This window comes from Tardiphaga sp. 20_F10_N6_6 (genome assembly GCF_052076045.1).
In the GTDB taxonomy this organism is placed as follows: Bacteria; Pseudomonadota; Alphaproteobacteria; order Rhizobiales; family Xanthobacteraceae; genus Tardiphaga; species Tardiphaga robiniae.
Map to the genome: position 1 here is coordinate 2,950,982 of NZ_CP197239.1, position 23,780 is coordinate 2,974,761.

The following is a 23,780-nucleotide window of genomic DNA, read 5'->3' on the forward strand; positions in this document are numbered from 1 at the left end:
ACGCGCCGCGCCGGCGCTGGAGATGTGTCAATCGCTTCGCCCCAGGAGGTGTTCACAATTCACACACGAGCGCGAGCATGAACGACTATTTTGCGCGGCGAGTTCAACCGATCGCTGCAACACACTCGGCGAACTTCTCAGCTGGCGTCTGATAGAGCAAGGTTTTTCGCGGCCGCTCATTGAGCTGTCTTGCGATGGCGCTAAGCTTGGCTTGACTGTGTAAGGACAGATCGGTGCCGCGCGGCAGATATTGGCGCAGTAATCTGTTGGTGTTCTCGTTTGATCCGCGCTGCCATGGGGAGCGAGGGTCACAAAAGTAGATGTCGACGTCGGTGGCCAATGCCAGTCGCTGATGGTCGGCGAGCTCCTTGCCTCTATCCCAGGTCAGGGACCGGTAGAGTTCGCCAGGCAATCGCCGTGACTGCTTGATCAGCGCAGAGACGACGCTTTCGGTGTTCTTGTTCGCAACCTTGATCAGCATCACGTAGCGCGAATGGCGTTCAACCAGCGTTGCGATGTAGCTATTTCTCGATCCGCCGATCAGATCGCCTTCCCAATGGCCTGGGACCGCACGATCTTCAACAGACGGCGGTCGTTCGCTGATGGATACGGCGTTCTTGATCTGGCCGAGTCCGGTCCGTTTCATGCTCGCGTGCCTAGAACGACGAACCGTGCGTTTCGCCCTCAGGTGCTCGAGAAGCTCCTTTTTCAACACGCCGCGCGCCTGAATGAATAGGCTGCGATAAATCGTCTCGTGTGACACCTGCTTTTCAGGCTCCGCCGGGTGTGTGCGCTTCAGCCAGCCGGCGATCTGCTCCGGCGACCATTGTCTCTGCAGTAGTCTCGATACTGTCCGTCTCAGGAAAGGACGGCAAGCCAGCTTGCAAAGCTTGGGGCGACGGGCCCGATCCCACGCGCTGTGATCAGACTGCGCAGCACGGTAGCGATCCGTTCCGCCATTGCGTTGAACCTCACGGCTGATCGTCGACGCAGATCGTCCCAGATGACGCGCTATCGATCGCAAGGAGCGGCGCATGCTGAGCCATCGGGAGATCTCCTCTCGCTCAGTAAGGCTAAGAGCCCGTTCGGCGCGACGCCGATCTGGCGGACGGATGCCTCCGGACGGAGATATAACCGAGAAAACCGATGAAGAATCCCGTTCAAACCGACGCCCAATCGAACTCATCGGCTCGCCTGCCTGCCAACGATCCCAGATCAAAGATCGCTGGGCTGCCGAGTAATAGATGCGAGGTCGCTGTTTCATGCCTGCACTCCATCTTTCCCATAAGATTAGAGTGTTGCGCTGACCAATTGAGCCCGCCGCCATAAGCGGTCATGGAAATCTTGCATTCGTTCCGTGCGAGACGCGCGCCGCCGACGCTCTGGCCAACAGATTGCGCGTCTCTCTACTATCTCTTATCAGGCAATATTATAGCGCGGAGCTGGCTTTCCGGTTTGAGTCGCGGCGAAAAGTGCCGAGCGTGCCTCGTCGTACCTATCCCAGAGAGTCGCGTCGGCGACCGACGGCCAAGTAACCTTCTCGCCGCTGTCTAGGCCCGACAATGCCGCATCAACCATGTTCTCAGTCGTCATCACCGCTTCCTGGTTGAGTGCCGAAAGAGGAATTCCGGAGTTGTCCCATATCTCGGTTGCGGTTGTAGCCGGGTTGACCAACTGAACCCTGACACCGGTGTTGGCGAGCTCTTCTTGAAGGCCGCGCGTAAAATTTATAACAAAGCCCTTCGTGCCGCTGTAAACAGCGCTGACCGGCAGCGCGTGAATTCCGAGCACCGAAGCAATGTTGATGATCAAGCCGTCATTCGCCTTCACGAAGGCCGGCAGAACGGCATGGGTGAGGCGCGTCAAAGACGTCATGTTGAGCGCAATCTGCGCGAGCGAGTCTTGAAGGAGAGACTGCGCAAGCGGTTTCAGCCGAGCCAAACCAGCATTGTTTACCAGAACTCGGACTGTCGGATTGGTTGATAGAACGCGCTCAACCTTGGCGATGTCATTATCCTTTTCGAGGTCAGCCTGAAGCGCTTCGACGTTCACGCCGTGAGCTTTCCGGATCTGGTCGGCTACATCCTCAAGGCGATCAACGCGCCGCGCGACGAGCACAAGGTCGTAGCCGCGCTTGGCAAAACGATCGGCGTAGACGGCGCCGATACCCGAGGACGCTCCTGTGATAACAGCGGTTTTCCGTGCAGACATGGCATTTCTCCATAAACTTAGGCACCCAATTGTTGGGCACACAAGTATTTAGGTGATGATCAGGCCTTTTCAATGCTACGGTGCCCAACTATCTTGAGGATATGAGAAACCGGAAAAACAGCGAGATTTCGTCGGCTTATGAGTTGGACGAGCTTCCCTGCACGCATACAGCGCTTCGTCAGGCTGCCCGACGGCTCGGCCATCTCTATGACGAGGCTGTGGCACCAACCGGCCTGAAGGCTACGCAAGTTGGCCTACTTTTCCAGGCCGATCGTCTCGGCGGGGTGGATGGCCCTACTCTAAATACGCTTGCCGAACGTCTCGCACTCAGCATCTCATCATTGACATATGCGCTGCGTCCATTGGTGCGCGATGGCTTGATGAAGCTTGAGCAGGACAAACACGACAAACGAACGAAACACGCATCACTTACAGCGCTGGGCAGAAAGCGTTTGGCCGAAGGGATCAAGTTGTGGATCACTGCAAATCGTCGCACCGAGCTGGTACTCGGACACGATTCGGCCACTCAACTTCGGGCGCTTGCAGATGGCGTCTCGTCCAGAAAATTTCTTGACGCTTATAGGGCCGGGCGGCCTGCTGGTTCAAAGCGATCAGAGCGTGACGCTTAGCTTCGGCAGGAACTGGTCACCGGAAAACGCTTTATGTCCGCTTTGCGCCAATAGCGGTCATTCAGACGCGGATCGTGTCTGCCCCTCGGATCGCGTTAATAAGCGCTTCCGGATCCGCCGGGATTTGGTCGCCACGCCACGCAACATGCTGGTCGGGGCGCGCGAGCAGGAGCCTGTGCCGGTAAACATCAGGTGCTGATACAGCGGTGACGTCGAGGAGGTCGATCGGAACGCCTGATATGCGCGCGGCTCTCAGCAAAGCTGTCACGTCCACGGTGGGATCGAAGCGCAGAAGAGTGTAGCCTTGACCGAACGCATCATACAGCGATCGCCCATCCGCAAGCGTGAAATGCGGCACGCGCGCGCCGGGCGCTGTGGAAGCGGTGAATTCGCTCATCGAATAAGGAGGAGCAGCTTCGCCGTCATAGGCTATAAGCGGAGATCGCTCGTAGTAATAGCCGAAGTTGAGTCCGGCGCAGCAATATTGCCGGACATTGAGATCGTAGGTCGATTTGGCGATCGAGGCGCGATAAACGTCTGCCTCCGGTCCTTCGGCATCGATTTGGGACGAGACCGCTCCGCGCGCTTTCGTCATCGCATGGGCGTGATCCATCGCGAAACGCGACACCTGTTCGGTGATCGGCAACCGTTCCGCTTCGTAGGCTGCGAGGATGCCGTCGGCGCCCCAACCCGTAAGGCGCGCCGCCAATAGCCACGCCAGGTTCGCAGCATCGGCGATACCCGCGTTCATGCCGTAGCCTGCATAGGGCACCCAGAGATGAGAAGCGTCACCGCAGATGAAGACACGGTCGCGCCGCATTCGATCGACGATCAGACGGCGGCCGATCCAGTCTTCCTTGCTCAGAAGATCATAGGCGAACGCCCCATCGACGCCGAGGACGGTACGGATCGCCTGATCGCGATCGACTGCTTCGAAGTCCGTCACACCGGGCCTGAGATAGACGTGGACCAGCCAGGTCTCTCGTCCGTCGATCGCGTAAACATTTCCTGACTGTTGCGGATTCAGGGAGAACGACGCCCAGGCCGGTACCCCGCCCTTCTTGCGCAGCATCGGCAAAAGGCTTGGCGCACGGATGTAGCTCGACTGAACATGCTGTAGAGCGACATCGCCGCTCAACGTCGCGCCAATAGCTTTCCGAACCCCCGATCGACCGCCATCGCAACCGACCAGATAGGTGCATGCGATCGCGATCTCCCTTCCTTGCGCGTCCGTCGCGCGCACCGTGACGCCGTCCTCTGATTGTGTGAAGTTTGTTAATGCAGTCGCGGAGAGGATACGAGCTTTCGGCATCACTTCGAGATGCGCGAACAAGACCGGCTCCAGATAGATCTGGTTGATCCGGTGTGGTGGCTCGGGCGTCGGCCAGTCGGTGTCGGGGCCTTCCGAGGCAGTATAGCGGTCTGCACGACAGGGAATCGGAATGCGCGTGATCTCGCGTCCAAGAAAAGCGGTGCGATAGGCAACGTCATTGGGATAATCCGCGGGCAGACCGGCATCGCGCACCTTTCCGGCCACGCCGAGCCTACGGAAGATTTCCATTGATCGGGCCGACACATGGTTCGATTTGACGTTCGGCGGCTCACCGCGCGGGCGGGCCTCTAGTACAATCACCTCGACGCCGCGCGAGGCGAGGTCCATCGCGAGCGTGAGCCCGACGGGCCCCGCGCCGACGACCACAACATCGGCATTCAGACGAATGGGATCATCGCTCATGACGAAGTCCTCTGCCCGAGACGCTTACTGCGTGAGCCGGATGTTTCCGGCGCGCGCGACTGCGACCCAGCGCTCGATATCGGAAGCGATAATCCGCGAAAACTCATCCGATGTATTACCGACTGAGTCGATGCTGAGAGTCTTCAGACGCGCGACGACGTCCGGCGTCCGGGCGATCCGCACAAACTCGTCTTGCAGTTTCTTCACGATTGCGGGTGGCGTCGCCTTCGGTGCGAAAACCCCGCTCCACAGCACAGCTTCAAAATCCGCGCCGGCTTCCTTCATGGTAGGCACATCCGGCAATTCCACCATCCTCTTGGGCGCGGCGACTGCGAGCGCGCGCGCCTGGCCGCCCGTGATCTGGCCCATCACCGGGCCGGCGTCAGCGACCGTCGCGGTAACCTCGCCGGCAATGACGGCCGTTACGCTGTCGTTGGCGCCTTTGTAGGGGATCATTTGCATCGGCGCCCCGGTCTTCTGCTTGAAGAGTTCAGTCGCAAGCTGGAACGCGGCCGAAGCCGACGAGTAGTTCGATTTACCTGGATTGGCTTTCGCATAGGAGACCAGATCCGCGACCGACTTGAACGGCGAGGAGGCGTTGACGATCAGGATCAGTGGAAACGAGCCTAACTCGGAGATCGGCGCGAAATCGCGGAGCGTGTCATAGTTGAGCTTCTCGTAAACCGCTGGGTTGATGACCATGGCGCCGCTCGCGCCGATCAGCAGCGTGTAGCCATCGGGCGCGGAACGCGCGACATACTCGGTAGCGACGACGGCGCCGGCTCCCGGCTTGTTCTCGACGATGACAGGCTGGCCGAGGCTTTCCGACAGTTTCTGCCCGATCACCCGGGCAATGATGTCGTTGCCCCCACCGGCGGTGAAGCCGACGACGAGGCGGATCGGGCGGTTCGGGTACGTGCTCGCCTCATCCGTGGCTCTTGCGGTGGTGACATGCAGCGCGAGACCTAGGCAAAACAACACGGCGATATGTCCGGCTCTCATGGTTTCCTCCCGAATGTTCATGATGATACACGGCTCTGGCGGCCGCTTGCCCCTTACAGCGGGGTAATTTCGACATGCAAGACGGCTGCGCGGCCACCATCCACGACGGCGAGACAACGATCGATCGCGGCCGTAAGCGCCTCCGGGTCCCGCACATGCTCGCCGTGTGCGCCGAACGCTCGCCCGACTTCGGAAAAGCTTCGCCGCTCGTCCTGCCTTCCGGAGCGCAACTGCGACTGGAAAGCGTTACTGGCGGCTGCTGAACCCTTGGGATAGACGCGCTGAACCGACGATTTGACCGCCTGCCAGCCGCCGTTGTCGAGCACCACGGTGAGGATCGGGATTCCGTATTGCTGTGCGACGGCATAGACCGAATCCGGTGACGAGAAGTGAAAGCCGCCATCACCGATGATCTGAACGATGCGGCGTTGCGGCTGGGCCAGCTTGAGCCCGAGCGCCATGCCGCCCGAGAAGCCGAGCCCGCCGCCAGCGAGACCGACATAGCTCTGCGGTTCGGTGCGGACGATCTGCTCCTGCACGATCGGGCCGTTGCGGATCGCCTCGTTGATGACGACGTCCTGCGATGAAAGCCTGTCGTTCAGCGTCGCAAGAACGTAAGCTGTGCCGAGGCTGCCGACCGTCCCTTGCGCGGCTGCCACAGCGTTGCGCTTCCCCTCGCGGGCGCGGCGCGCATCGTCCCACGACGCCATGCGTTTCGCGACCGACGCGCGGTAGGAGTCGTCCGCGAGTGACTGCACGCGCTCGAAAACCTGGCGGAGTACCTTTGCGCAGTCGGCCTGAATGCGCAGATCGGTCGGAAAACCCCACATCGGAAACTCCGCCTTGAGCGGATCGACATCGATCTGGATCCAGTCGATCTCGGCGAAGCGCCTCGCATATTGCGGAATGAAAGGCACGTCGGTATCGAGCAAGAGTCCGAGATCAGCGTCGTTAAGGACGGGTTGCGGATCGAAGCCAGCGAAGCATGGCGAGGCCTGTGAAATGTTGAAGTCGATCGAATTGAATTCGACGACACGGATGCCGCTTGCAAGCGCGAGCGTTTCAAGGGCTTCCACGGCGTCGGCATTGCGTCCGAGATAGGCGGTGATCGCGATCGGATTGCTCGCCGCCATCAACCTGCGTGCTATGGCGTCGACACGCTCCGGATCGATGCCGCCAAGTTCGACGTTGCCATAGCGCGCAGGCGTGTAGGACGGCATCTGATCGGCGTCCCACTCTTCCGCCAGCGTTTCCCGCGGCAGCATCATGTAGACCGGTCCTGGAGGCGTGCTCTGCATGAAAGCGCTGGCGCGCGCCAGCGCTTCCTTCACGACGACGCCCGACGGCAGCGAATACTCCCATTTGACGTAAGGCCGGACGATGCTGGCGATGTCGAACGGATCCTGCACGAAGTGCACGTACGTGTCGCGCGATCCCGGCAGCTCGCCATGCAGCGTGAACGGCGCGCGGCCCGCGAACAGCATCACTGGAAGGCGATAGCGGAACAGATTCTGGATCGCCATGCAGGCATTCGCGGTACCGGCATCGACATGCACGAAGACGGCCTGCCCCCGTCCGGTCGCGAGGGCGTAGCCACCCGCCATATGCACCGCCACGATCTCATGTGGGCAGAGAATGACCTCGGGATGTTTGCGGCCTTCCGCGTCCCAGCGCGCGATCTCCTCGATCAGAGAGACATGGTCTGTGCCCAGATTGGCGAAGATGTACTCAATGCCGAGATCGACGAGCCCTTCAAGGAAATAATGCGCAGCGCTGTGACGGCTCATGCCTTGGGTCTCCCTTTGTTTTCGCGCCGTTTTCGGCGTCGTCGTCTTGGTCGTCGTTGCGTAAGTTCAGCCGGTGCTACCGATGGCCCGCTGCAGCACGCGTGCGGGATCGCTCGACGCATCTTGCGCGCTGAACGCCACGAACTGGTCGGGCCGCACCAGGATCAAGCGTGCATCGTAATGCGTCTGCGCTGCGTCGCTTGTCTCCGTCATAATCTTCAACGGCACGCGTAGGGCGCCTGCAACGGATTTGAATTCCGCGACGGTTTCCGGAGCAGCGCCGAGATCAATTAAAGTGAAATCCTTGCCTAGCTCGTCATAGACGTCGCGGCCCGAAGCCATTCTGTATGGCGCCAGATGATGTCCGGCGCGGGCCGTGAATTCATGTCCACCAATGGCGCTCGGCGCGCGGCCGTCCGCCCCCGTCACGATCGGCGATCCCTCGTAGTTCGGCTCGAACGAATGCACCTCCGACCGAGCACCTGACGCACGCGCCTGCCACTCGGATTCGAAGGCTGCTTTGTCGGTCACAGGATCAAATGCTGCGAGGAAATCGCGGTCGCTCTCAATCGCCTTCTCGATGAAGTCGCGCGCGGTCGAGATGAAGACGGGGCGTCTCTCCTCGTCATAGGTGTCGAGCAGTTCCGGGCCAGCCCAGCCTCGCAGCACCGCAGCCAATTTCCACCCGAGATTGGCGGCGTCCTCGAGACCGGTATTGATGCCGTATCCGCCATAGGGCGGATGGCTGTGGGCAGCATCGCCCGCAACGAACACGCGGCCACTGCGATAGCGATCTGCGGTCGCGACGCGCAACTCCCAGAAACCGACATGCTCAAATTCAATATCGAAATCCGTACCGACTGCCTCATGCACCAGCGCGCGGAAATCGAAGTTGTCTTTGGTAGTGCCCATCGGGACTGGCGCGTGAAAGAACCAAGTCGTGCCGAGATCGACCCGACCGAAGAAGCGCCAGTAGCCTTTCAGGTCCGGATGCAGGACGTTGTAGAACGACTTGTTCGGATAGCGCTCGAGTAGCTTGTGGAGTCCTTCCGAACGGAACACCAGAAGGACCATCAGCCGATCATGGTCTGATTTCGTCTGGGTGATCCCGCAGGCATCGCGGACCAGAGAGCGGCTGCCGTCGCAGCCGACCGCATACTCCGCCCGCAGCCGACGCGTCTCGCCGCTGCCGCGCGCGCGCAGCGAAACTTCGACACCATTGTCGTCCTGCGCCACCGTTTCGGCGGTCCAGCCGTACAGCGTTTCGACCGACGGAAGCTCACTGAGCCTCTGACGCAAGACAGCTTCGGTCGCATATTGCGGTAGGCGTTCGTTGTCCATGAAATAGAAGGGGCGCACCAATTCCCGCTGCAGCCAATCGTAGCGATAATCGCTCAGGAGCGTGCCATACGCGGTCATGCCGCCGATGCCATATTCTCGCGGTATCGTACGAGCCGCTCGAAGCGCTGGTTCCGCGCCCCAGAAGTGAAAATGCTCCAGCGTACGCTGGGTCAGGTTCTGGCCCCGCGGAATCGGCTGCGGGCTCTCGTACTTCTCGATCAGGACGCATCGGACACCGCGCTGGCCTAGATCGATTGCAAGTCCGAGACCTACCGGCCCGCCCCCGACAATGATCACCTGCGGTGAGGACAAAGTCTCAGCCGTCATTCCTCGCCTGCCCGCTTCTCGAACTCGTTGGGGCGAAGGGACCGCAGCGAGCTTGCGAAGTCAAGCATAATCTTACAATGTGAGATTTCTATGAATTCTCGGGATCTGCTTGGGCTGCCGATATCTCATTTGCGACCGTTTTGACGTCGGCGGCGATCCGGTCGATTCCGGCGCCATCCACCAGCGCTCCTGTGATCGTCACGCATACGCTGGCGATCGGCGTGCCACGGTCGTCAAGCACCGGCGCAGCAATGCCAACCGCACCCGCGGTAACCTCGCCGAACGCGACCGCGTATCCTGCCTTGCGCACGCGCTTCATGCTCTGCCGCACTTCGTCGACGGTCATACCGAGTCCGACGGAACGCAGGTCGTCGAGATTTTGCTCGATCAGGGGCACCAGGCGCGCGCGCGGCAGATACGCCATGATCGAACGCGCGATCGCTCCGCGGCCGAGCGGCATCGGACGGCCGCGCGGATAGGAACTGACGAGATTCTTTGCGGATGTTTCGGACACCACGCAGAGGATCTTGTTTCCGTACCAGCGCAGGATCATCGCATTGCAGGAGTAGCGCGTTGTCAGCGCCTTCAGATGCGGCTGGCCCGACAGCACCAGCGTATCGGATCGTCGCGCGAGATAATCCATCTCGACGACTTTTGGTCCGAGCGTCACGCTTGCATTGCGCGACGACATCAAAAGGCCTGCGTCCTTGAGGATTTTCAGGTATCGATAGAGCGTAGGCCGGCTATAGCCGAGATGCGCCATCAGATCTTCGGACGTCCACTCCAACCGCTCTTCCGAGAAGACCTCGAGGACCGCGAGCACCCGTTCCAGACTGTTGCTTGGTTTCATCTCGCAGGACGCATGATCTGTCGTCGCTCCAATTCGGTGCCGCGTCGCGGCTCTCACGGCAGATACTTTTTCCGCATGACTAAAATCAATCTTGAACTGGCCGACCGGATCGGCCCATACTCTCCATAATCTTACAATAAGAGATTTTGTCATTTTTTGCCAGCCGGGTGTCACCGGCGGCCGTGACAGCGAGGAAACGCATGCCCGCAAGACATTCACGTCGTACGGTACTTGGACTCATGGCTCTGGCGCCTCTCTCTGCCCGGCCAGGCTTCGCCCAAATATCGTCGCAGCAGCCCATCCGGCTCAATGTTCCTTTTTCGCCGGGCACAGGCCCCGATCTGCTCGCGCGCCTGCTCAGCGAAGAACTGCGCCAACGCTGGAATCAGCCGGTGATCGTCGAGAACAAGGCCGGAGCGAGCGGCAATATCGGCACCGAGGCCGCGGCCCGTGCTGCGCCGGATGGCCAGTCCTTGCTGGTGACGGTCAATACATTCGTGATGAATGCGAGCCTCTATCGTGCGCTCCCTTACGATCCGGAGAAGAGTTTCGCGCCGATCGCGGAGATCGCGACGGGTGCGCTTGCCTTGGTCGTGCATCCTTCGCTCAACGTCAACACGCTGCAGGAACTGATCACGCGTGCGCGCAGCAAGCCCGGCGAGATCAACTACGCGTCGCCCGGCCGCGGCACGCCGCAACATCTTGCGATGGAGCTGTTCAAGCTGACGGCGCAGGTCAAGCTGACGCATATTCCCTATCCGGGTTCGGCCGGCGCCGTGAAGGATCTGGCGGGCGGACATGTGTCAGCCATGTTCCTGCCGATCCATACTGCACTCCCTCTCGCAGAAGTCGGACAGATCCGCATCCTCGCCGTTGGGAGCAAGTCCAGGGCGCCGCAGGCTCCGAATGTGCCGACACTTGCGGAAGCCGGCGTTGCCGATTTCGACGTGGATCTGTGGTACGGCGTCCTCGCTCCGGCAGGCACGCCGAAGGCGATCGTCGACCGCTACAATGCCGAGTTCAACACGATACTGAACCAGCCAAACGTTCGGGCGCTTCTCGACAAGCAAGGCTTGATCGCGCGCGGCGGCCCACCCGATCAATTGGCAGCGCTCATCGCGAAAGATCGTCTGCGCTGGGCCAAAGTCGTCAAGGATGCCGAGATCACCTCTGAATAGCCTAGGCAGACCGCGCCCGCAGGACACCCGATCATGACGCAGCGAATTCTGATTGCGGGGGCCGGCATCGCGGGGCTTTGCACGGCGATCGCGCTGATACAGCGCGGTTTTCACGTGACGATTTGCGAGCAGGCCGAAACGTTGCGCGAGACCGGTGCCGGTGTGCAGATCAGCCCGAACGGAACGCGGGTGCTCGCATCCCTCGGCGTGCTCGATGCGTTGCGAGATCTGGCAGTCGAGCCGACGGCCAAGACGATCCGTTTGTGGAATAGCGGTGAGACGTGGTCGCTCTTCGATCTCGGCGCCATGTCGGTCGCCGAATATGGTTTTCCCTATCTGATGGTCCATCGCGGCGACCTGCACACGACGCTGGCAAACGCCGTGAAGCAACTCGATCCGGACGCGATCCGTCAGGGCGCCGGCGTTGTCGAGGTCGAGAACTGCACCGATGGCGTGACGGTGTCGTTGTCGAGTGGCGAACGCGTCAGCGGCGATATCCTGATCGGAGCCGACGGCATCCATTCAGGCGTAAGGTCGGCGCTGTTCGGCGCTGGACCGGCGCATTTCACCGGCTGCATGGCATGGCGCGGAGTCATTCCATCATCGCGCCTGCCGTCGCATATCCGCCGTGACGTCGGCACGAACTGGGTCGGCCCCGGCCGCCATGTGGTGACATATCCGCTGCGACGAGGCGAGCTGTTCAACTTTGTCGGCGTTGTCGAGCGCTCCGGATGGGAAACCGAATCCTGGATGGCCAAGGGTACGCGAGAGGAGTGCGCTGCCGATTTCGCGGGATGGCACCCCGACGTCCACGTGCTCATCGACAATATCGACGTGCATTACCGATGGGCCTTGATGAGCCGCCCGCCGATGGAGCGATGGTCAGCCGGACGCGTGGTCCTGGTCGGCGATGCCTGTCACCCGATGTTGCCCTTCATGGCGCAAGGGGCTGTTATGGCCATTGAGGACTCGATCACGCTGGCCCGGGCTCTCGCAGCGAGCCGCGATGATCACGAGACGGCATTCGCCAACTACGAAGCCGAACGTGTCGCACGCGCTAACCGCTGCGTTGTTGCGGCAGAGCGAAACCGCGAGATCTTCCATAATGAACGTTTGATGGACGCTGAAGACGCAAACCAATATGTGTCAGCACAATGGAATGAGGCAAAGGTCCGCGAGCGGTACAACTGGCTTTTCGAGTACGACGCAGTTGGTAAAGGCTAACGACCGTCTTCGTGCACGACAAACGCTTGTCCTAAAAGCTTTGAGCTGATCCTTGTGGCTTGTCTTGGGCCGAATGTCCGCTTTGCGCGGCGGGCTCAATTGGTCAGCGCAACACTCTAATCTTATGGGAAAGATGGAGTGCAGGCATGAAACAGCGACCTCGCATCTATTACTCGGCAGCCCAGCGATCTTTGATCTGGGATCGTTGGCAGGCAGGCGAGCCGATGAGTTCGATTGGGCGTCGGTTTGAACGGGATTCTTCATCGGTTTTCTCGGTTATATCTCCGTCCGGAGGCATCCGTCCGCCAGATCGGCGTCGCGCCGAACGGGCTCTTAGCCTTACTGAGCGAGAGGAGATCTCCCGATGGCTCAGCATGCGCCGCTCCTTGCGATCGATAGCGCGTCATCTGGGACGATCTGCGTCGACGATCAGCCGTGAGGTTCAACGCAATGGCGGAACGGATCGCTACCGTGCTGCGCAGTCTGATCACAGCGCGTGGGATCGGGCCCGTCGCCCCAAGCTTTGCAAGCTGGCTTGCCGTCCTTTCCTGAGACGGACAGTATCGAGACTACTGCAGAGACAATGGTCGCCGGAGCAGATCGCCGGCTGGCTGAAGCGCACACACCCGGCGGAGCCTGAAAAGCAGGTGTCACACGAGACGATTTATCGCAGCCTATTCATTCAGGCGCGCGGCGTGTTGAAAAAGGAGCTTCTCGAGCACCTGAGGGCGAAACGCACGGTTCGTCGTTCTAGGCACGCGAGCATGAAACGGACCGGACTCGGCCAGATCAAGAACGCCGTATCCATCAGCGAACGACCGCCGTCTGTTGAAGATCGTGCGGTCCCAGGCCATTGGGAAGGCGATCTGATCGGCGGATCGAGAAATAGCTACATCGCAACGCTGGTTGAACGCCATTCGCGCTACGTGATGCTGATCAAGGTTGCGAACAAGAACACCGAAAGCGTCGTCTCTGCGCTGATCAAGCAGTCACGGCGATTGCCTGGCGAACTCTACCGGTCCCTGACCTGGGATAGAGGCAAGGAGCTCGCCGACCATCAGCGACTGGCATTGGCCACCGACGTCGACATCTACTTTTGTGACCCTCGCTCCCCATGGCAGCGCGGATCAAACGAGAACACCAACAGATTACTGCGCCAATATCTGCCGCGCGGCACCGATCTGTCCTTACACAGTCAAGCCAAGCTTAGCGCCATCGCAAGACAGCTCAATGAGCGGCCGCGAAAAACCTTGCTCTATCAGACGCCAGCTGAGAAGTTCGCCGAGTGTGTTGCAGCGATCGGTTGAACTCGCCGCCAGAAGCGGTCGTTCTCACCTTCCCGCAGATCGCGATAAGCCGTGCGTATGCTGTCTCACCAGCGCAGCGAAAACGTCGTAGCCGCTCATGCCGCCTTCGCTAGTTCACTTTACTGACCGCAGGAGCCGGTACGATCCGTATCGGAGTTTGGGAACCGTACAACCGCATTGTCAGGTTGAAGCCTACGGCCGGCGCAGGCAGCACCTAGTTGATGAAGCTCTTCGGCTTCGGCGCTCGCGTGCCGCGGATGCGGCCAGGCCGGATGCGTAAATCGCTGTCGCCCGCGCTCATCGCAAAGGCTCCACGAACAGGGAATGCCGGGCAGTGCCGAAAACACTGTTGAATTCATTGGCGAAAGCATCAGGCGCGGCACGCGCCCCGACCGACGGCACGCCCGAACCCAAGCCATTCCAATGGCTTGTGGTTTAAGCGGCGAGCCTCTTTTATCTCGCCTTCCTAATCGGGCGGTCAAAGTCAACACTTCGCTACGCTTTTTCGCGATTTTCCGCATATCACCAATTCCTTTCTCTCTGCGCTGATGGTGAGCAGAGTCCGCCACAACCACGTGCACGATCTGCATTCTCCAGGCGGGGTCCATGCGTTCCTTCGCGTTCAGCACTTGGCTGTCGCATGCTCTTCATCAGGTTCGTAAACAGGGCTGTTCAAGCAGTCCGGCGCTCTCCTCACGTGGACGGAAGCAGGCAAGAGATAGCGGACATTCCCCGTTTCACGGCCCCGCCAGCGGACGCTCAACGCGCGCGCGGATCTCTAATCTTTGCTCCTCCTCAACATGCCGGGTGCAACACCAGCGTTAAGCTTTCGTGCTCCTGCAGCAGTTACTTTGCAGGCTTCAATCGCAGTCGCTGCGTCGCCTTTGCACCAAAGCCGACATGGAAGTCCGTTTCGCCGACCCACATTCGATGTAGGATGCCCGCAAGCTTGCGCGCGACCGCGACGATCGCGCACAGCATGCTTGACCGCTTGGCTATCCGCGGGCCCCACGCCCGCAACGCCGACCATTTCCTGACCCGCAGCAGAAGACTTGCGGCCGCCTCGCAAAGCGCCTCGCGAACCGCGACGTCACCCTGCTTCGTAATTCGGCCTTCATAGTCGATGGAGGTTCCAGACTGGTGCCCTCTCGGCGTCAGGCCAAAATGCGCACCAAGTGTCCGAGATCGCGCAAAACGAAGAGGACCATCAACACCGACCATGAACGAAAGGGCCGCAACGAGACCGACGCCGGGTACGGTCATTAATCGACGACAAATCGCATCATGCTGGACTACCTGCAGGAGCACCTTATGCAATCGTTCGTAGCCTTCGAAGATCGCTCGCCGCACCTCCAGCATAGCTTCAATCATCATGGTAAATACCGGATCGCCGTGTTCGATCAACTCGCGGACTCGCACTTCGTATCCCCCGCGGCCGACTGCTCCAACCATCAGACCGCAAGCCCTAAGCGTACCACGAATGTGGTTTTCAATATCGATCAGCTTGCGCTTGAGGAGCTTCCTGTTGGCTAATAACGAGCGCATCTTCTGCATCTCGATGTTCTTGACATGGACCGCGCGGTACCAGGCCAGGCGCATCATCTGCGCAATGCCTCGGGCGTCGTCACGGTCCGTCTTATTGCGCATCGTCGACAGCGAGACACGCATATGGCGCGCTTCGACAACAATGATCGGGACCCCGGCCGGCTGAAAGTTCACGGTACAACCAGATGCCGAGCGACGACGCTTCGACACCGACCGTATCGAGGCGATCCGCGTAGCTTTCAAGAGCGAAGCGGATCGCCGCCGGCACCGTGTTGATCTTTACCTCGCGCACCGTAAGACCCTCACTATCGACGATGCAAAGGCTGGTTTCCTCAAGGCCGACGTCCAATCCAACATACAGTTTCATTGGAGCTCTCCGTTGTGTGAACGACCACATAAGTCGTTGCACCACGCTTCGGATTCCGCCACGGCCGTGCTATTCTCGTGCACCGGTTTCTCGAAGCCCGATTTGAAGAGCCGTCGTCGTGTTTCCCTGCTGCTCTCGCCCTCCCAGCCGTTCTATCCCGAAGCACGCTATGGCGCGCGAGACTGCACATCCCGTCATGACTGGCCACCGGCATTAGATCGAGCAACAAACAGGCTGCGCGCTTGCGGCACGATTGCTGGGAGATCGCGCATCGGATCACTCGTCGAAGCGCGGTTCGATCGAAGCTCAGCCGACACCTGATCGGCAGCGGTTGCGCGTTCGGATCGCCCGACGAACAGCGGCGCCTCGGTCCATGACTTCGAATGAACAGCAGCGACGGAGGGCGGACCGGCGAGTTCACCGCCACCCAACAAAAGAGTAATCTTTGCCACATAGGCGAGGGTCTCCGCCGGCAGTGGACGGCCCGCGAGATAGTGTTCGTAGCGGCACGGGCCCGCATTGTACGGGACGAGGAAACCGGGCGAGCCATAGCGGTCGTGCAGTTCGCGGAGGTACACAGCACCGGCCAGGATGCTGTCATGGGGATCGTAGGGATCGTTGCCGAAGCGGCGATGTGCGCGCAGGTCCGCCCAGGTCTCGGGCATGATCTGCATCAATCCCATCGCACCTTTTGGCGATCTGGCCCGCGGGTCACCGGCACTTTCGACGGTCATCACGGCGCGTATCCAGTGCGCCGGTACAGCAAGCGGCGCCGCGACCGATTGAAGCGGCGTTGTCTAGCTAGTACGGTAGGTTCGACGGCTAGGATGCTGACGACGATCGGGATCGCCGGGCCTTCGCGGTCGACAGAACGGTTCCGGACCTGCGGAGGTCATCCAGGTAATCTGCGTACCACTGCATCATCGGGACGCGTTCTTCCCAATATTCGGCGCCATTATAGGCACCGCGAACCTCGTCTTCCTCTTGGTGCGCTAATTGACGCTCGATAGCATCGCTATCCCAACGGCGCCTGCCATCCGAGCGGCGGCTTTCGTTCAGCAGTGTCGATGCCGTCGACCGGAAGCCATGCGCGGTCACTTGCGCTTTCGTGTACCCAAGCCGGCGAAGCGCAGCGTTTAGCGTCCCATCGGAAATTGGACGATGCCACGAGCGGATCTGCGGAAACAAGTAGGGGGACGTGCCTGTGATTTCGCGAAGGTCATTGATGATCGCAATCGCCTGTCGAGACAGCGGCACTTTGTGTGGCCGCGGCATCTTCATTTTTTCCTTCGGAATGTTCCAGACGGCGTCCCGCAGATCGAATTCCTTCCATTCCGCGTGCCGTAGTTCGCCCGGCCGAACGAAGGTAAGGGCGATCAACTGCAACGCTGCCCGTGTTGTGATCTGACCGTCCATGTCGTCGATCGCGCGGAGAAGCGCGCCGACGGCCTTCGGCTCGGTGATGGCGGCCCGGTGATTGACCTTTGGCACTATGAGAGCCCCCGTTAGGTCAGCCGATGGGTCGCGCTCGGCGCGATCGGTGCTAATCGCATATTTGAAGACACGACCACTAATGCTGCGGGCACGTCGGGCCGTATCATATCGCCCTCGCCTCTCGATCTTTCGAAGCACATCAAGCAATTCCGACGCCTTGATCTCGGCGATCGGTCGATCGCCCAAATCGGCGTTGATGAAGCCGAGAAGCCATTTTTTCTTTTCTATTGTCTTTGGGTCGTCGCCCTCGGCTTCGAACTTCGTGATCAGTTCGTCCGCGACGATCCGGAAGGTATTGCTGCGTGCGATGCGCGCCGCGCTGCGATCCAACTTGCGCTGCGCGGACGGATCGATGCCCTTGGCCAGAAGCACCTTGTTCGCGTCCCGACCGGCGCGGGCATCGGCGAGACTGACCGCCGGATAGGCGCCCAGCGCAATCAGCTTCTGCTTTCCGTCGAACCGATACGCCTGTCGCCAAAGCCGCGACCCGTTCTTTTCAACAAGCAAATGCAGCCCGCCTCCATCGCTGATTTTGTAGGGCTTCGTGGCGGATTTGGCGGCACGGCAGGCGGCATCCGAAAGCGGCATCGATTAGGTCCCCGCAGTCAATCTACCAACACACGATCGACGGGATACCAACAGCGATACCAACAAAAACAACGGCTGCCGGCGGACGGTCGCGAATGTCAGCGAACGAGAAAGCGCTCTAATTCAAGCACTTATAGCACATCGGCGGACAGAGGAGGAAGCTGGGGGACATACAAATGGTGCCCAGGGGCGGGATCGAACCACCGACACTGCGATTTTCAGTCGCATGCTCTACCAACTGAGCTACCTGGGCGCCGCCCCGGATCAGGTCCAGGGAGCGCCGGTTTATAGTCAGGCAAATCGGCCCTGTCCACCCGCCCGATGGCATTTCTGTGAACGAAGATTTTCCCGTCAAAACAATGGGAAATGACCGCTTCGGACCGGCTTGGACAGCGCGAATGCCCGTCAAGCCTATTCGGCGTCCTCGTCATCCGTCGGTTTGCCGGGAATCGCATAGGAACCCGACAGCCAGCGATTGAGATCGACGTCGCGGCAACGCTCGGAGCAGAACGGCTTGGAGGCCTCCACCGCGGGCTTGCCGCAGATCGGGCACGGCTTTTCGCCAGATTTGGACGCCTTAGCTTGCATTCAACCATCCGAAACGGATCGGGAAGCCCTCGCCGCCGAGGAGTGTGACGGTCTCGTAGAGCGGCAGGCCGACAATATTGGTGTAGGAGCCGACCATCTTGACCACGAAGGAACCGGCAATGCCCTGCACGGCGTAGCCACCGGCTTTGCCGCGCCATTCGCCAGAGCCGATATAGGTCGAGATGTCTTCTTCGTTAAGGCGCTTGAAGCGCACCTTGGTCTCGATCAGCCGCTGCCGAAAGCTTTCCTTGGGGGTGACGATGCAGACCGCCGTATAGACACGGTGGTTGCGGCCCGACAGCAACCGCAGGCACTGCGAAGCCTCATCGACCAGTTCCGCCTTGGGCAGGATGCGACGACCGACGGCCACCACGGTATCGGCTGCAAGAATGAACGAGCCGCGGAGTTCGTCGTCGAGCTGAACTGACTTGAGCGCCGCTTCCGCCTTGGCGCGTGCCAGGCGATTGGCGCAGGCGCGCGGCAACTCGCCCCGCTTCGGGGTCTCGTCGACATCGGCGGGGCGCAGCGCATCGGGTTCGATCCCGGCCTGATTGAGCAGGCTGAGACGACGGGGCGAACCGGAGGCGAGAACGAATTTGGGGCGGCCGAGCATGCGGGGCGATGATCCTGGAAATGCGGCCGGAACCTATCGGAAGGGCTCTGCTTCGACAACCGCGGTGCGGTTATTTAACCGCTGGCAGCACCGCCTTTGGCGAAACGCTTGCGGATCCGCAGCAGCAGTCCATCGCAGACCTCGCGATAGGCGGCCAGTTTCTGGTCGCGATTACCTTCGGTTCCCGTGGGATCCACCGTCGGCCAGTATTCAACCTCGGCGGCATCGGTGCGCGTCAGGTCCAGCGCCTTGTGATGCGCCTCCGGCGACAACGTAATGATGAGATCGAAATTGAGCCCTTCCCAGTCCTCAAGCTCCTCGAAGGTCATGGGCTTGTGTCTGGAGATGTCCTGGCCGAGTTCGGCCATCACGGCCACTGCGAAGGGATCGAGCTCGCCCTTCTTCACCCCGGCGGATTTCACATACAGCGCCTGCGGAAACATCTGCTGCAACAGGCTGGCGGCCATCGGCGAGCGCACGCTATTCTGGCCGCAGGCAAACAACACCGCCTGCGGCGTACGCGCGCGTGGCGGCGCGGCCATCAGCGACTAGCCTTTCCAATGAAGGACAGAGATCAACGTAAAAAGCCGGCGCGACGTTTCGAAATCGACGCGCACCTTGCCGGCCAATCGTTCCTGCAGCGTCCGCGAGCCTTCGTCATGGATGCCGCGGCGGCCCATGTCGATGGCCTCGATCTTGTCGGGCGTAGCGGTGCGAATCGCCTGATAGTAGCTGTCGCAGATCATGAAGTAGTCCTTCACAATGCGGCGGAACGGCCCCAGCGACAGAAGGTGCGCGACGACTGGCGTGCCGTCCTCGCGGCGGATGTCGAACATCAGCCGGCTGCCGGTGATGCCGATATGCAGCGTAAACGGGCCGACGTGTGCGCCTTCCGGCGCGAACAGATTCTGCTCGATCAGGTCGTAGATCGCGATCGCGCGCTCATGCTCGATATCCGGCCCGGAACGGCCGATCGATTCCTCATCGAGCGTCACCGCGACGATGCGGTTGTTGCTGTCATCCTCTGGTGGAGGGGCATTACTCATCGCAAATTGAGGCGCAATCCGACTGAACGTGCGTGAGCATCGAGGCCTTCGGCCTTGCCCAGCGTCATCGCAGCCGGTCCCAGCGCCCGCAGCTGATCCGGCCCGCACTTCAGGATCGATGTTCGCTTCATGAAGTCAAGTACGCCGAGACCCGACGAGAACCGCGCCGAGCGTGCGGTCGGCAGCACGTGGTTCGAGCCGCCGACATAATCGCCGATCGCTTCCGGCGTATGGCCGCCGAGGAAGATGGCGCCGGCATTGCGAATCTTGAGCGAGAACGCCTCAGGATCGGCCGTCATGATTTCGAGATGCTCGGCGGCGATGGCGTTGGCGAGCGGCACGGCGTCATCGAGCTTATCGACCAGAATGACCGCGCCGAAACTCTCCCACGACGCACGCGCGATCTCGGCGCGCGGCAGTGTGGTGAGCTGGGCCTCGACGGCAAGGATAACATCGTCCGCAAGGCGCTCGCTGTCGGTGATCAGGATCGACTGCGCATTGGCGTCGTGCTCCGCCTGCGCCAGCAGATCGGCGGCAATCCAGTCGGCATTAGCGGTATCGTCGGCAATGACCAGCACTTCTGAGGGGCCGGCAATCATGTCGATGCCGACCTTGCCGAACACCTGGCGCTTGGCAGCGGCCACATAGGCATTGCCGGGACCGACGATTTTGGCCACCGGCGCGATGCTCGCGGTGCCATAGGCCAAAGCGGCCACGGCCTGCGCGCCACCGACGCGATAGATCTCGGACACACCGCCGAGCTTCGCCGCGGCCAGCACCAGCGGGTTGAGCTTGCCGTCCGGCGACGGCACCACCATCACCACGCGCTCGACGCCGGCGACCCTGGCCGGCACGGCATTCATCAGCACCGACGATGGATAGGCGGCGGTGCCGCCGGGCACATAGAGACCGACAGCTTCAATGGCGCTCCAGCGCCAGCCAAGCTCGACCCCGAGCGCATCGGTGAAGCGGTCGTCCTTGGGCAGCTGGCGCTTGTGAAACAGCTCGATGCGGTCGCGGGCGAATGTCAGGGCATCCACTGTCTCTGCATCGCAGGCCGCCACGGCGGCATCGACTTCGGCCGCGGTCACGCGCAGGCCGGAGGCCTTGAGGTCCAACCGGTCGAACTTGCGGGTCGCTTCGAGCAGCGCATCGTCGCCGCGGGCGGCGACATCGTCGACAATGGCGCGGGTGGCGGCCTCGATATCGGCCGCTACTTCACGCTTCATGGTCAGGAAAGCATTGAAGCGCTGGGTGAAATCGGCGCTGGCGGTATCGATACGAATTGGCATTCTGGTGTTCCGGCGGGGCCTTGCCGGCCAAGGCCCCCTGCTCAATGGCGCGGCGACAAAGGGCCGTCAACCCTGTGCTGCCATGGAAAGGATGAATAGCGGATCAGGCGTCCAGACCGGAGGCCTCGGTGCCGGCATCGCTGGTCAGATCGTCCGGGCCGAGATCGGCCAGTTCGACCTCGAGACACTCGACATCCAGCCGGAGTGCGCCCCCACCGGCGAAGATCAGGACGACGCTACCGCCAGGAGGCTCGGCGGCATGGAATTCGATGCCGAACAGTTCCAGCGCGATGTCGGGCGTGTCGAGATCGATATCGCGGGACTTGCAGGCCAGCACGCGGTCGAAGCGCAGCGCCGAGACCAGCCGGCGCGGCGTGACTTCCCCTGAAATCGTCTGATCCCAGTCGAGCCGGCTCATGCCGACCACGAGCCGCTTCTCGCTCTGCCGCCAGATAATGTCGCCGACATTGACAGCCGCATCCTGAACATGCGCGGAAATCACCGCGAGGTCGTCGGCATCCAGTGCAATCAGCTTGCGTTGACCCGTCACGACGACCTCATGTGAGAACCTAGCCGCTGATGCGCTCGATGGTGGCGCCGCAGGCGGACAGCTTTTCCTCGAGCCGCTCGAAGCCGCGATCGAGATGATAGATGCGGTTGACCATGGTCTCGCCTTCCGCAACGAGGCCGGCGATCACCAGAGAGACCGAGGCGCGCAGATCGGTCGCCATCACGGGCGCGCCGCGCAGCTTGGCCGTACCGTCGATGGTCGCGGTTTCACCGTCGAGGTGAATTCGCGCGCCGAAGCGTGCCAGCTCCTGCACATGCATGAAGCGGTTTTCGAAGATCGTTTCGGTGATACGCGAGGAGCCCGTGGCTGTCGTCATCAGCGCCATCAGTTGCGCCTGCAGATCGGTCGGAAAGCCGGGGAATGGTGCCGTCGACACGTTCACCGGCTTGATACCCGCGCCGTTGCGCGAGATGCGGATGCCGTCGTTGTTCGGCGTCACCGTCGCGCCGGCCTCGACCAGTACGTCGAGCGCCGACTGTAGCAATTCAGGCCGTGCGCCTGAAAGTTGCACATCGCCGCCGGTCATGGCCACGGCCATGGCATAGGTACCAGTCTCGATGCGATCCGGCAGCACGGTGTGGCGCGTGCCATTCAGCTTGGCCACGCCCTCGATCGTGATCGTCGGGGTGCCGGCGCCGGAGATGCGCGCGCCCATCTTGTTCAGGCAGTCGGCGACGTCGACGATTTCCGGCTCGCACGCAGCATTGTTGATGACGGTCGTGCCCTTGGCCAGCGTCGCAGCCATCAACGCTACATGGGTGCCGGACACGGTGACCTTGGCGAAATCGATCTCGGCGCCCTTGAGGCCGCCGGGGGCCTTGGCAATGACATAACCGCCGTCGATGGTGAGTTCTGCGCCGAGCTTCTCCAGCGCCATGATCAAGAGATCCACCGGACGGGTGCCGATGGCGCAGCCGCCGGGCAGAGACACCTTGGCTTCGTGCATACGCGCCAGCAGCGGCGCGATCACCCAGAAGGACGCGCGCATCTTCGAGACCAGTTCGTAGGGCGCTGTCGTGTCGATGATGTTGGCGGCGGAGATATGCAGGGTCTGGCCCTGATATTCATGGTCGCCCGGGCGCTTGCCGGCCGACATGATGTCCACGCCGTGATTGCCGAGAATGCGCTGCAACTGCGCGACGTCGGCCAGACGCGGCACGTTGTCGAGAATCAGCGTCTCGTCGGTCAGCAGACCGGCGATCATCAATGGCAGCGCCGCGTTTTTGGCGCCCGAAATCGGGATCGTGCCATTGAGTTTGCTGCCGCCGACGATGCGAATGCGATCCATACCGATTCCCGCTGATTGCTGTGCCCCGACTATAGGGCGGATGGCCTCTTTAAAGCAAAAGCGTCGAAATTTGCGGTTTTTCGATGAGGCCGGCAGCAAATCTAAAAAAGGGCCGAATCGGCCCGTTTACGCTCCGACCTGATTGATATCCGGGGTTTCCAGGATTGGCTTGGAATAACCGTTACGAACCACCCGGATCATGGCGCGGCCGACTTTCTCCGTCGTGGTGACGTATTTTGGCGCGATCCGGACCAGCAGCGCCCAGAGAGACGCGGTCGCGGTGTAGATCGCCTGAACCCACGCCGTCTTCGAGCGCACACCGTGCAGCGGCTGGATGCCACCGGGGCGAAACATATAGGCCGCCTTGAACGGCAGCTTGAGCAAGTCGTTCTCGGTTTTGCCCTTGACCCGCGCCCACATCACGCTGCCCTGCTCGGTGCTATCGGTGCTCTGGCCGGTCACGTAGACGAAGGTCATGCCAGGATTGAGCCGCGCCAGCGTGTTCGCCACCGCGAGGGTGATGTCGTAGGTGATCCGACGATAGTCCGGCTCGCTCATGCCCAGCGACGAGACGCCAAGGCAGAACAGGCAGGCGCCATAGCCCGTCAAGTCGGGCGCGATGGCCGACAGATCGAAAAAATCCGTATGCGTGATCTCACGCAACTTGGCATCACATTGCCCGGTAGGACTGCGGCCGACCACGAGCACGGCCTCGACATCGGGATCGAGCAGGCATTCGCGCAGCGCGCCTTGCCCGACCATGCCGGTCGCACCGAACAGAATGACTTTCATGAGAC

The 23,780-nt window shown here is 61.1% G+C and carries 23 protein-coding genes and 1 tRNA gene; 4 read left to right on the plus strand and 20 right to left on the minus strand.

All coding sequences use genetic code 11. The annotated features are described in order from the left end of the window. Positions 1 to 103 precede the first annotated feature (103 nt). A complete protein-coding gene (locus AB7813_RS14265; protein ID WP_441228164.1) occupies positions 104 to 1,264 on the minus strand; it encodes an IS30 family transposase in 1,161 nt (386 codons plus the stop codon). A gap of 155 nt (positions 1,265 to 1,419) precedes the next feature. Next, positions 1,420 to 2,211 (minus strand): SDR family NAD(P)-dependent oxidoreductase, encoded by a 792-nt coding sequence (locus tag AB7813_RS14270; protein WP_441228189.1) that lies wholly within the window; start codon positions 2,209 to 2,211, stop codon positions 1,420 to 1,422. Positions 2,212 to 2,291: 80 nt separating this feature from the next. On the opposite strand from AB7813_RS14270, the gene AB7813_RS14275 reads away from it, so the two are divergent. Continuing rightward, the gene (locus AB7813_RS14275; RefSeq protein ID WP_441228190.1) at positions 2,292 to 2,840 is read left to right on the plus strand and encodes a MarR family winged helix-turn-helix transcriptional regulator; all 549 of its coding nucleotides are present in this window, start codon (positions 2,292 to 2,294) and stop codon (positions 2,838 to 2,840) included. Positions 2,841 to 2,901: 61 nt separating this feature from the next. Here AB7813_RS14275 and AB7813_RS14280 read toward each other — a convergent pair whose 3' ends face one another. From AB7813_RS14280 to AB7813_RS14300, 5 genes are all read right to left on the minus strand, one after another. Continuing rightward, complete coding sequence (locus AB7813_RS14280) at positions 2,902 to 4,575, minus strand: FAD-dependent oxidoreductase (protein WP_441228191.1); 1,674 nt, start codon at positions 4,573 to 4,575, stop codon at positions 2,902 to 2,904. Positions 4,576 to 4,599: 24 nt separating this feature from the next. Then, entirely contained in the window at positions 4,600 to 5,577 is a 978-nt protein-coding gene (locus tag AB7813_RS14285; RefSeq protein WP_441228192.1) for a Bug family tripartite tricarboxylate transporter substrate binding protein, read from the minus strand. Positions 5,578 to 5,630: 53 nt separating this feature from the next. Continuing rightward, positions 5,631 to 7,364, minus strand: coding sequence for a thiamine pyrophosphate-requiring protein (locus AB7813_RS14290; RefSeq protein WP_441228193.1), 1,734 nt, complete (start codon positions 7,362 to 7,364; stop codon positions 5,631 to 5,633). A 66-nt stretch (positions 7,365 to 7,430) separates the two neighbouring features. Further along, complete coding sequence (locus AB7813_RS14295; RefSeq protein WP_441228194.1) at positions 7,431 to 9,032, minus strand: FAD-dependent monooxygenase; 1,602 nt, start codon at positions 9,030 to 9,032, stop codon at positions 7,431 to 7,433. A gap of 88 nt (positions 9,033 to 9,120) precedes the next feature. Further along, on the minus strand, positions 9,121 to 9,882 hold the full coding sequence (locus tag AB7813_RS14300; RefSeq protein ID WP_441228195.1) for an IclR family transcriptional regulator: 762 nt from the start codon (positions 9,880 to 9,882) through the stop codon (positions 9,121 to 9,123). Positions 9,883 to 10,121: 239 nt separating this feature from the next. Between AB7813_RS14300 and AB7813_RS14305 the strand changes: the two genes are divergently transcribed. From AB7813_RS14305 to AB7813_RS14315, 3 genes are all read left to right on the plus strand, one after another. After that, positions 10,122 to 11,060, plus strand: coding sequence for a tripartite tricarboxylate transporter substrate binding protein (locus AB7813_RS14305; protein WP_441228196.1), 939 nt, complete (start codon positions 10,122 to 10,124; stop codon positions 11,058 to 11,060). A 33-nt stretch (positions 11,061 to 11,093) separates the two neighbouring features. After that, positions 11,094 to 12,284, plus strand: a complete 1,191-nt coding sequence (locus AB7813_RS14310; protein WP_441228197.1) for an FAD-dependent monooxygenase — start codon at positions 11,094 to 11,096, stop codon at positions 12,282 to 12,284. A gap of 146 nt (positions 12,285 to 12,430) precedes the next feature. Beyond that, positions 12,431 to 13,591, plus strand: a complete 1,161-nt coding sequence (locus tag AB7813_RS14315; protein ID WP_441228164.1) for an IS30 family transposase — start codon at positions 12,431 to 12,433, stop codon at positions 13,589 to 13,591. Between the two features lie 846 nt (positions 13,592 to 14,437). Here the strand turns inward: AB7813_RS14315 and AB7813_RS14320 are convergent. The 13 genes from AB7813_RS14320 to AB7813_RS14380 all read right to left on the minus strand — a co-directional run bounded on the left by AB7813_RS14320 (position 14,438) and on the right by AB7813_RS14380 (position 23,775). Next, positions 14,438 to 15,259, minus strand: coding sequence for an IS110 family transposase (locus AB7813_RS14320; protein WP_441228198.1), 822 nt, complete (start codon positions 15,257 to 15,259; stop codon positions 14,438 to 14,440). Continuing rightward, positions 15,228 to 15,503: a hypothetical protein gene (locus AB7813_RS14325; protein ID WP_441228199.1), complete on the minus strand. Its 276-nt coding sequence runs from the start codon at positions 15,501 to 15,503 to the stop codon at positions 15,228 to 15,230. The genes AB7813_RS14320 and AB7813_RS14325 overlap by 32 nt, the downstream gene beginning before the upstream one ends. Before the next feature lie 194 nt (positions 15,504 to 15,697). Beyond that, positions 15,698 to 16,237 (minus strand): lytic transglycosylase domain-containing protein, encoded by a 540-nt coding sequence (locus AB7813_RS14330; protein WP_441228200.1) that lies wholly within the window; start codon positions 16,235 to 16,237, stop codon positions 15,698 to 15,700. 88 nt (positions 16,238 to 16,325) lie between these two features. Next, entirely contained in the window at positions 16,326 to 17,585 is a 1,260-nt protein-coding gene (locus tag AB7813_RS14335) for a tyrosine-type recombinase/integrase (protein WP_441228201.1), read from the minus strand. Between the two features lie 177 nt (positions 17,586 to 17,762). Beyond that, positions 17,763 to 17,838, minus strand: a tRNA-Phe gene (locus tag AB7813_RS14340). 158 nt (positions 17,839 to 17,996) lie between these two features. Further along, positions 17,997 to 18,173, minus strand: coding sequence for a DNA gyrase inhibitor YacG (gene yacG, locus AB7813_RS14345; RefSeq protein WP_175366280.1), 177 nt, complete (start codon positions 18,171 to 18,173; stop codon positions 17,997 to 17,999). Continuing rightward, a complete protein-coding gene (locus AB7813_RS14350) occupies positions 18,163 to 18,786 on the minus strand; it encodes a Maf-like protein (protein ID WP_184511824.1) in 624 nt (207 codons plus the stop codon). Before AB7813_RS14350 ends, yacG begins: the two co-directional genes overlap by 11 nt. A gap of 74 nt (positions 18,787 to 18,860) precedes the next feature. Next, entirely contained in the window at positions 18,861 to 19,328 is a 468-nt protein-coding gene (locus tag AB7813_RS14355) for an arsenate-mycothiol transferase ArsC (RefSeq protein WP_068734774.1), read from the minus strand. A gap of 6 nt (positions 19,329 to 19,334) precedes the next feature. Next, positions 19,335 to 19,832, minus strand: coding sequence for a UPF0262 family protein (locus AB7813_RS14360; RefSeq protein ID WP_089266102.1), 498 nt, complete (start codon positions 19,830 to 19,832; stop codon positions 19,335 to 19,337). Further along, the gene (gene hisD / locus AB7813_RS14365; RefSeq protein ID WP_439064889.1) at positions 19,829 to 21,124 is read right to left on the minus strand and encodes a histidinol dehydrogenase; all 1,296 of its coding nucleotides are present in this window, start codon (positions 21,122 to 21,124) and stop codon (positions 19,829 to 19,831) included. Before hisD ends, AB7813_RS14360 begins: the two co-directional genes overlap by 4 nt. A 103-nt stretch (positions 21,125 to 21,227) precedes the next feature. Next, the gene (locus AB7813_RS14370) at positions 21,228 to 21,674 is read right to left on the minus strand and encodes a DUF2948 family protein (RefSeq protein WP_439064890.1); all 447 of its coding nucleotides are present in this window, start codon (positions 21,672 to 21,674) and stop codon (positions 21,228 to 21,230) included. 19 nt (positions 21,675 to 21,693) lie between these two features. Then, complete coding sequence (murA, locus tag AB7813_RS14375) at positions 21,694 to 22,983, minus strand: UDP-N-acetylglucosamine 1-carboxyvinyltransferase (RefSeq protein ID WP_439064891.1); 1,290 nt, start codon at positions 22,981 to 22,983, stop codon at positions 21,694 to 21,696. 126 nt (positions 22,984 to 23,109) lie between these two features. Beyond that, entirely contained in the window at positions 23,110 to 23,775 is a 666-nt protein-coding gene (locus AB7813_RS14380; protein ID WP_439064892.1) for an epimerase, read from the minus strand. Positions 23,776 to 23,780 lie beyond the last annotated feature (5 nt).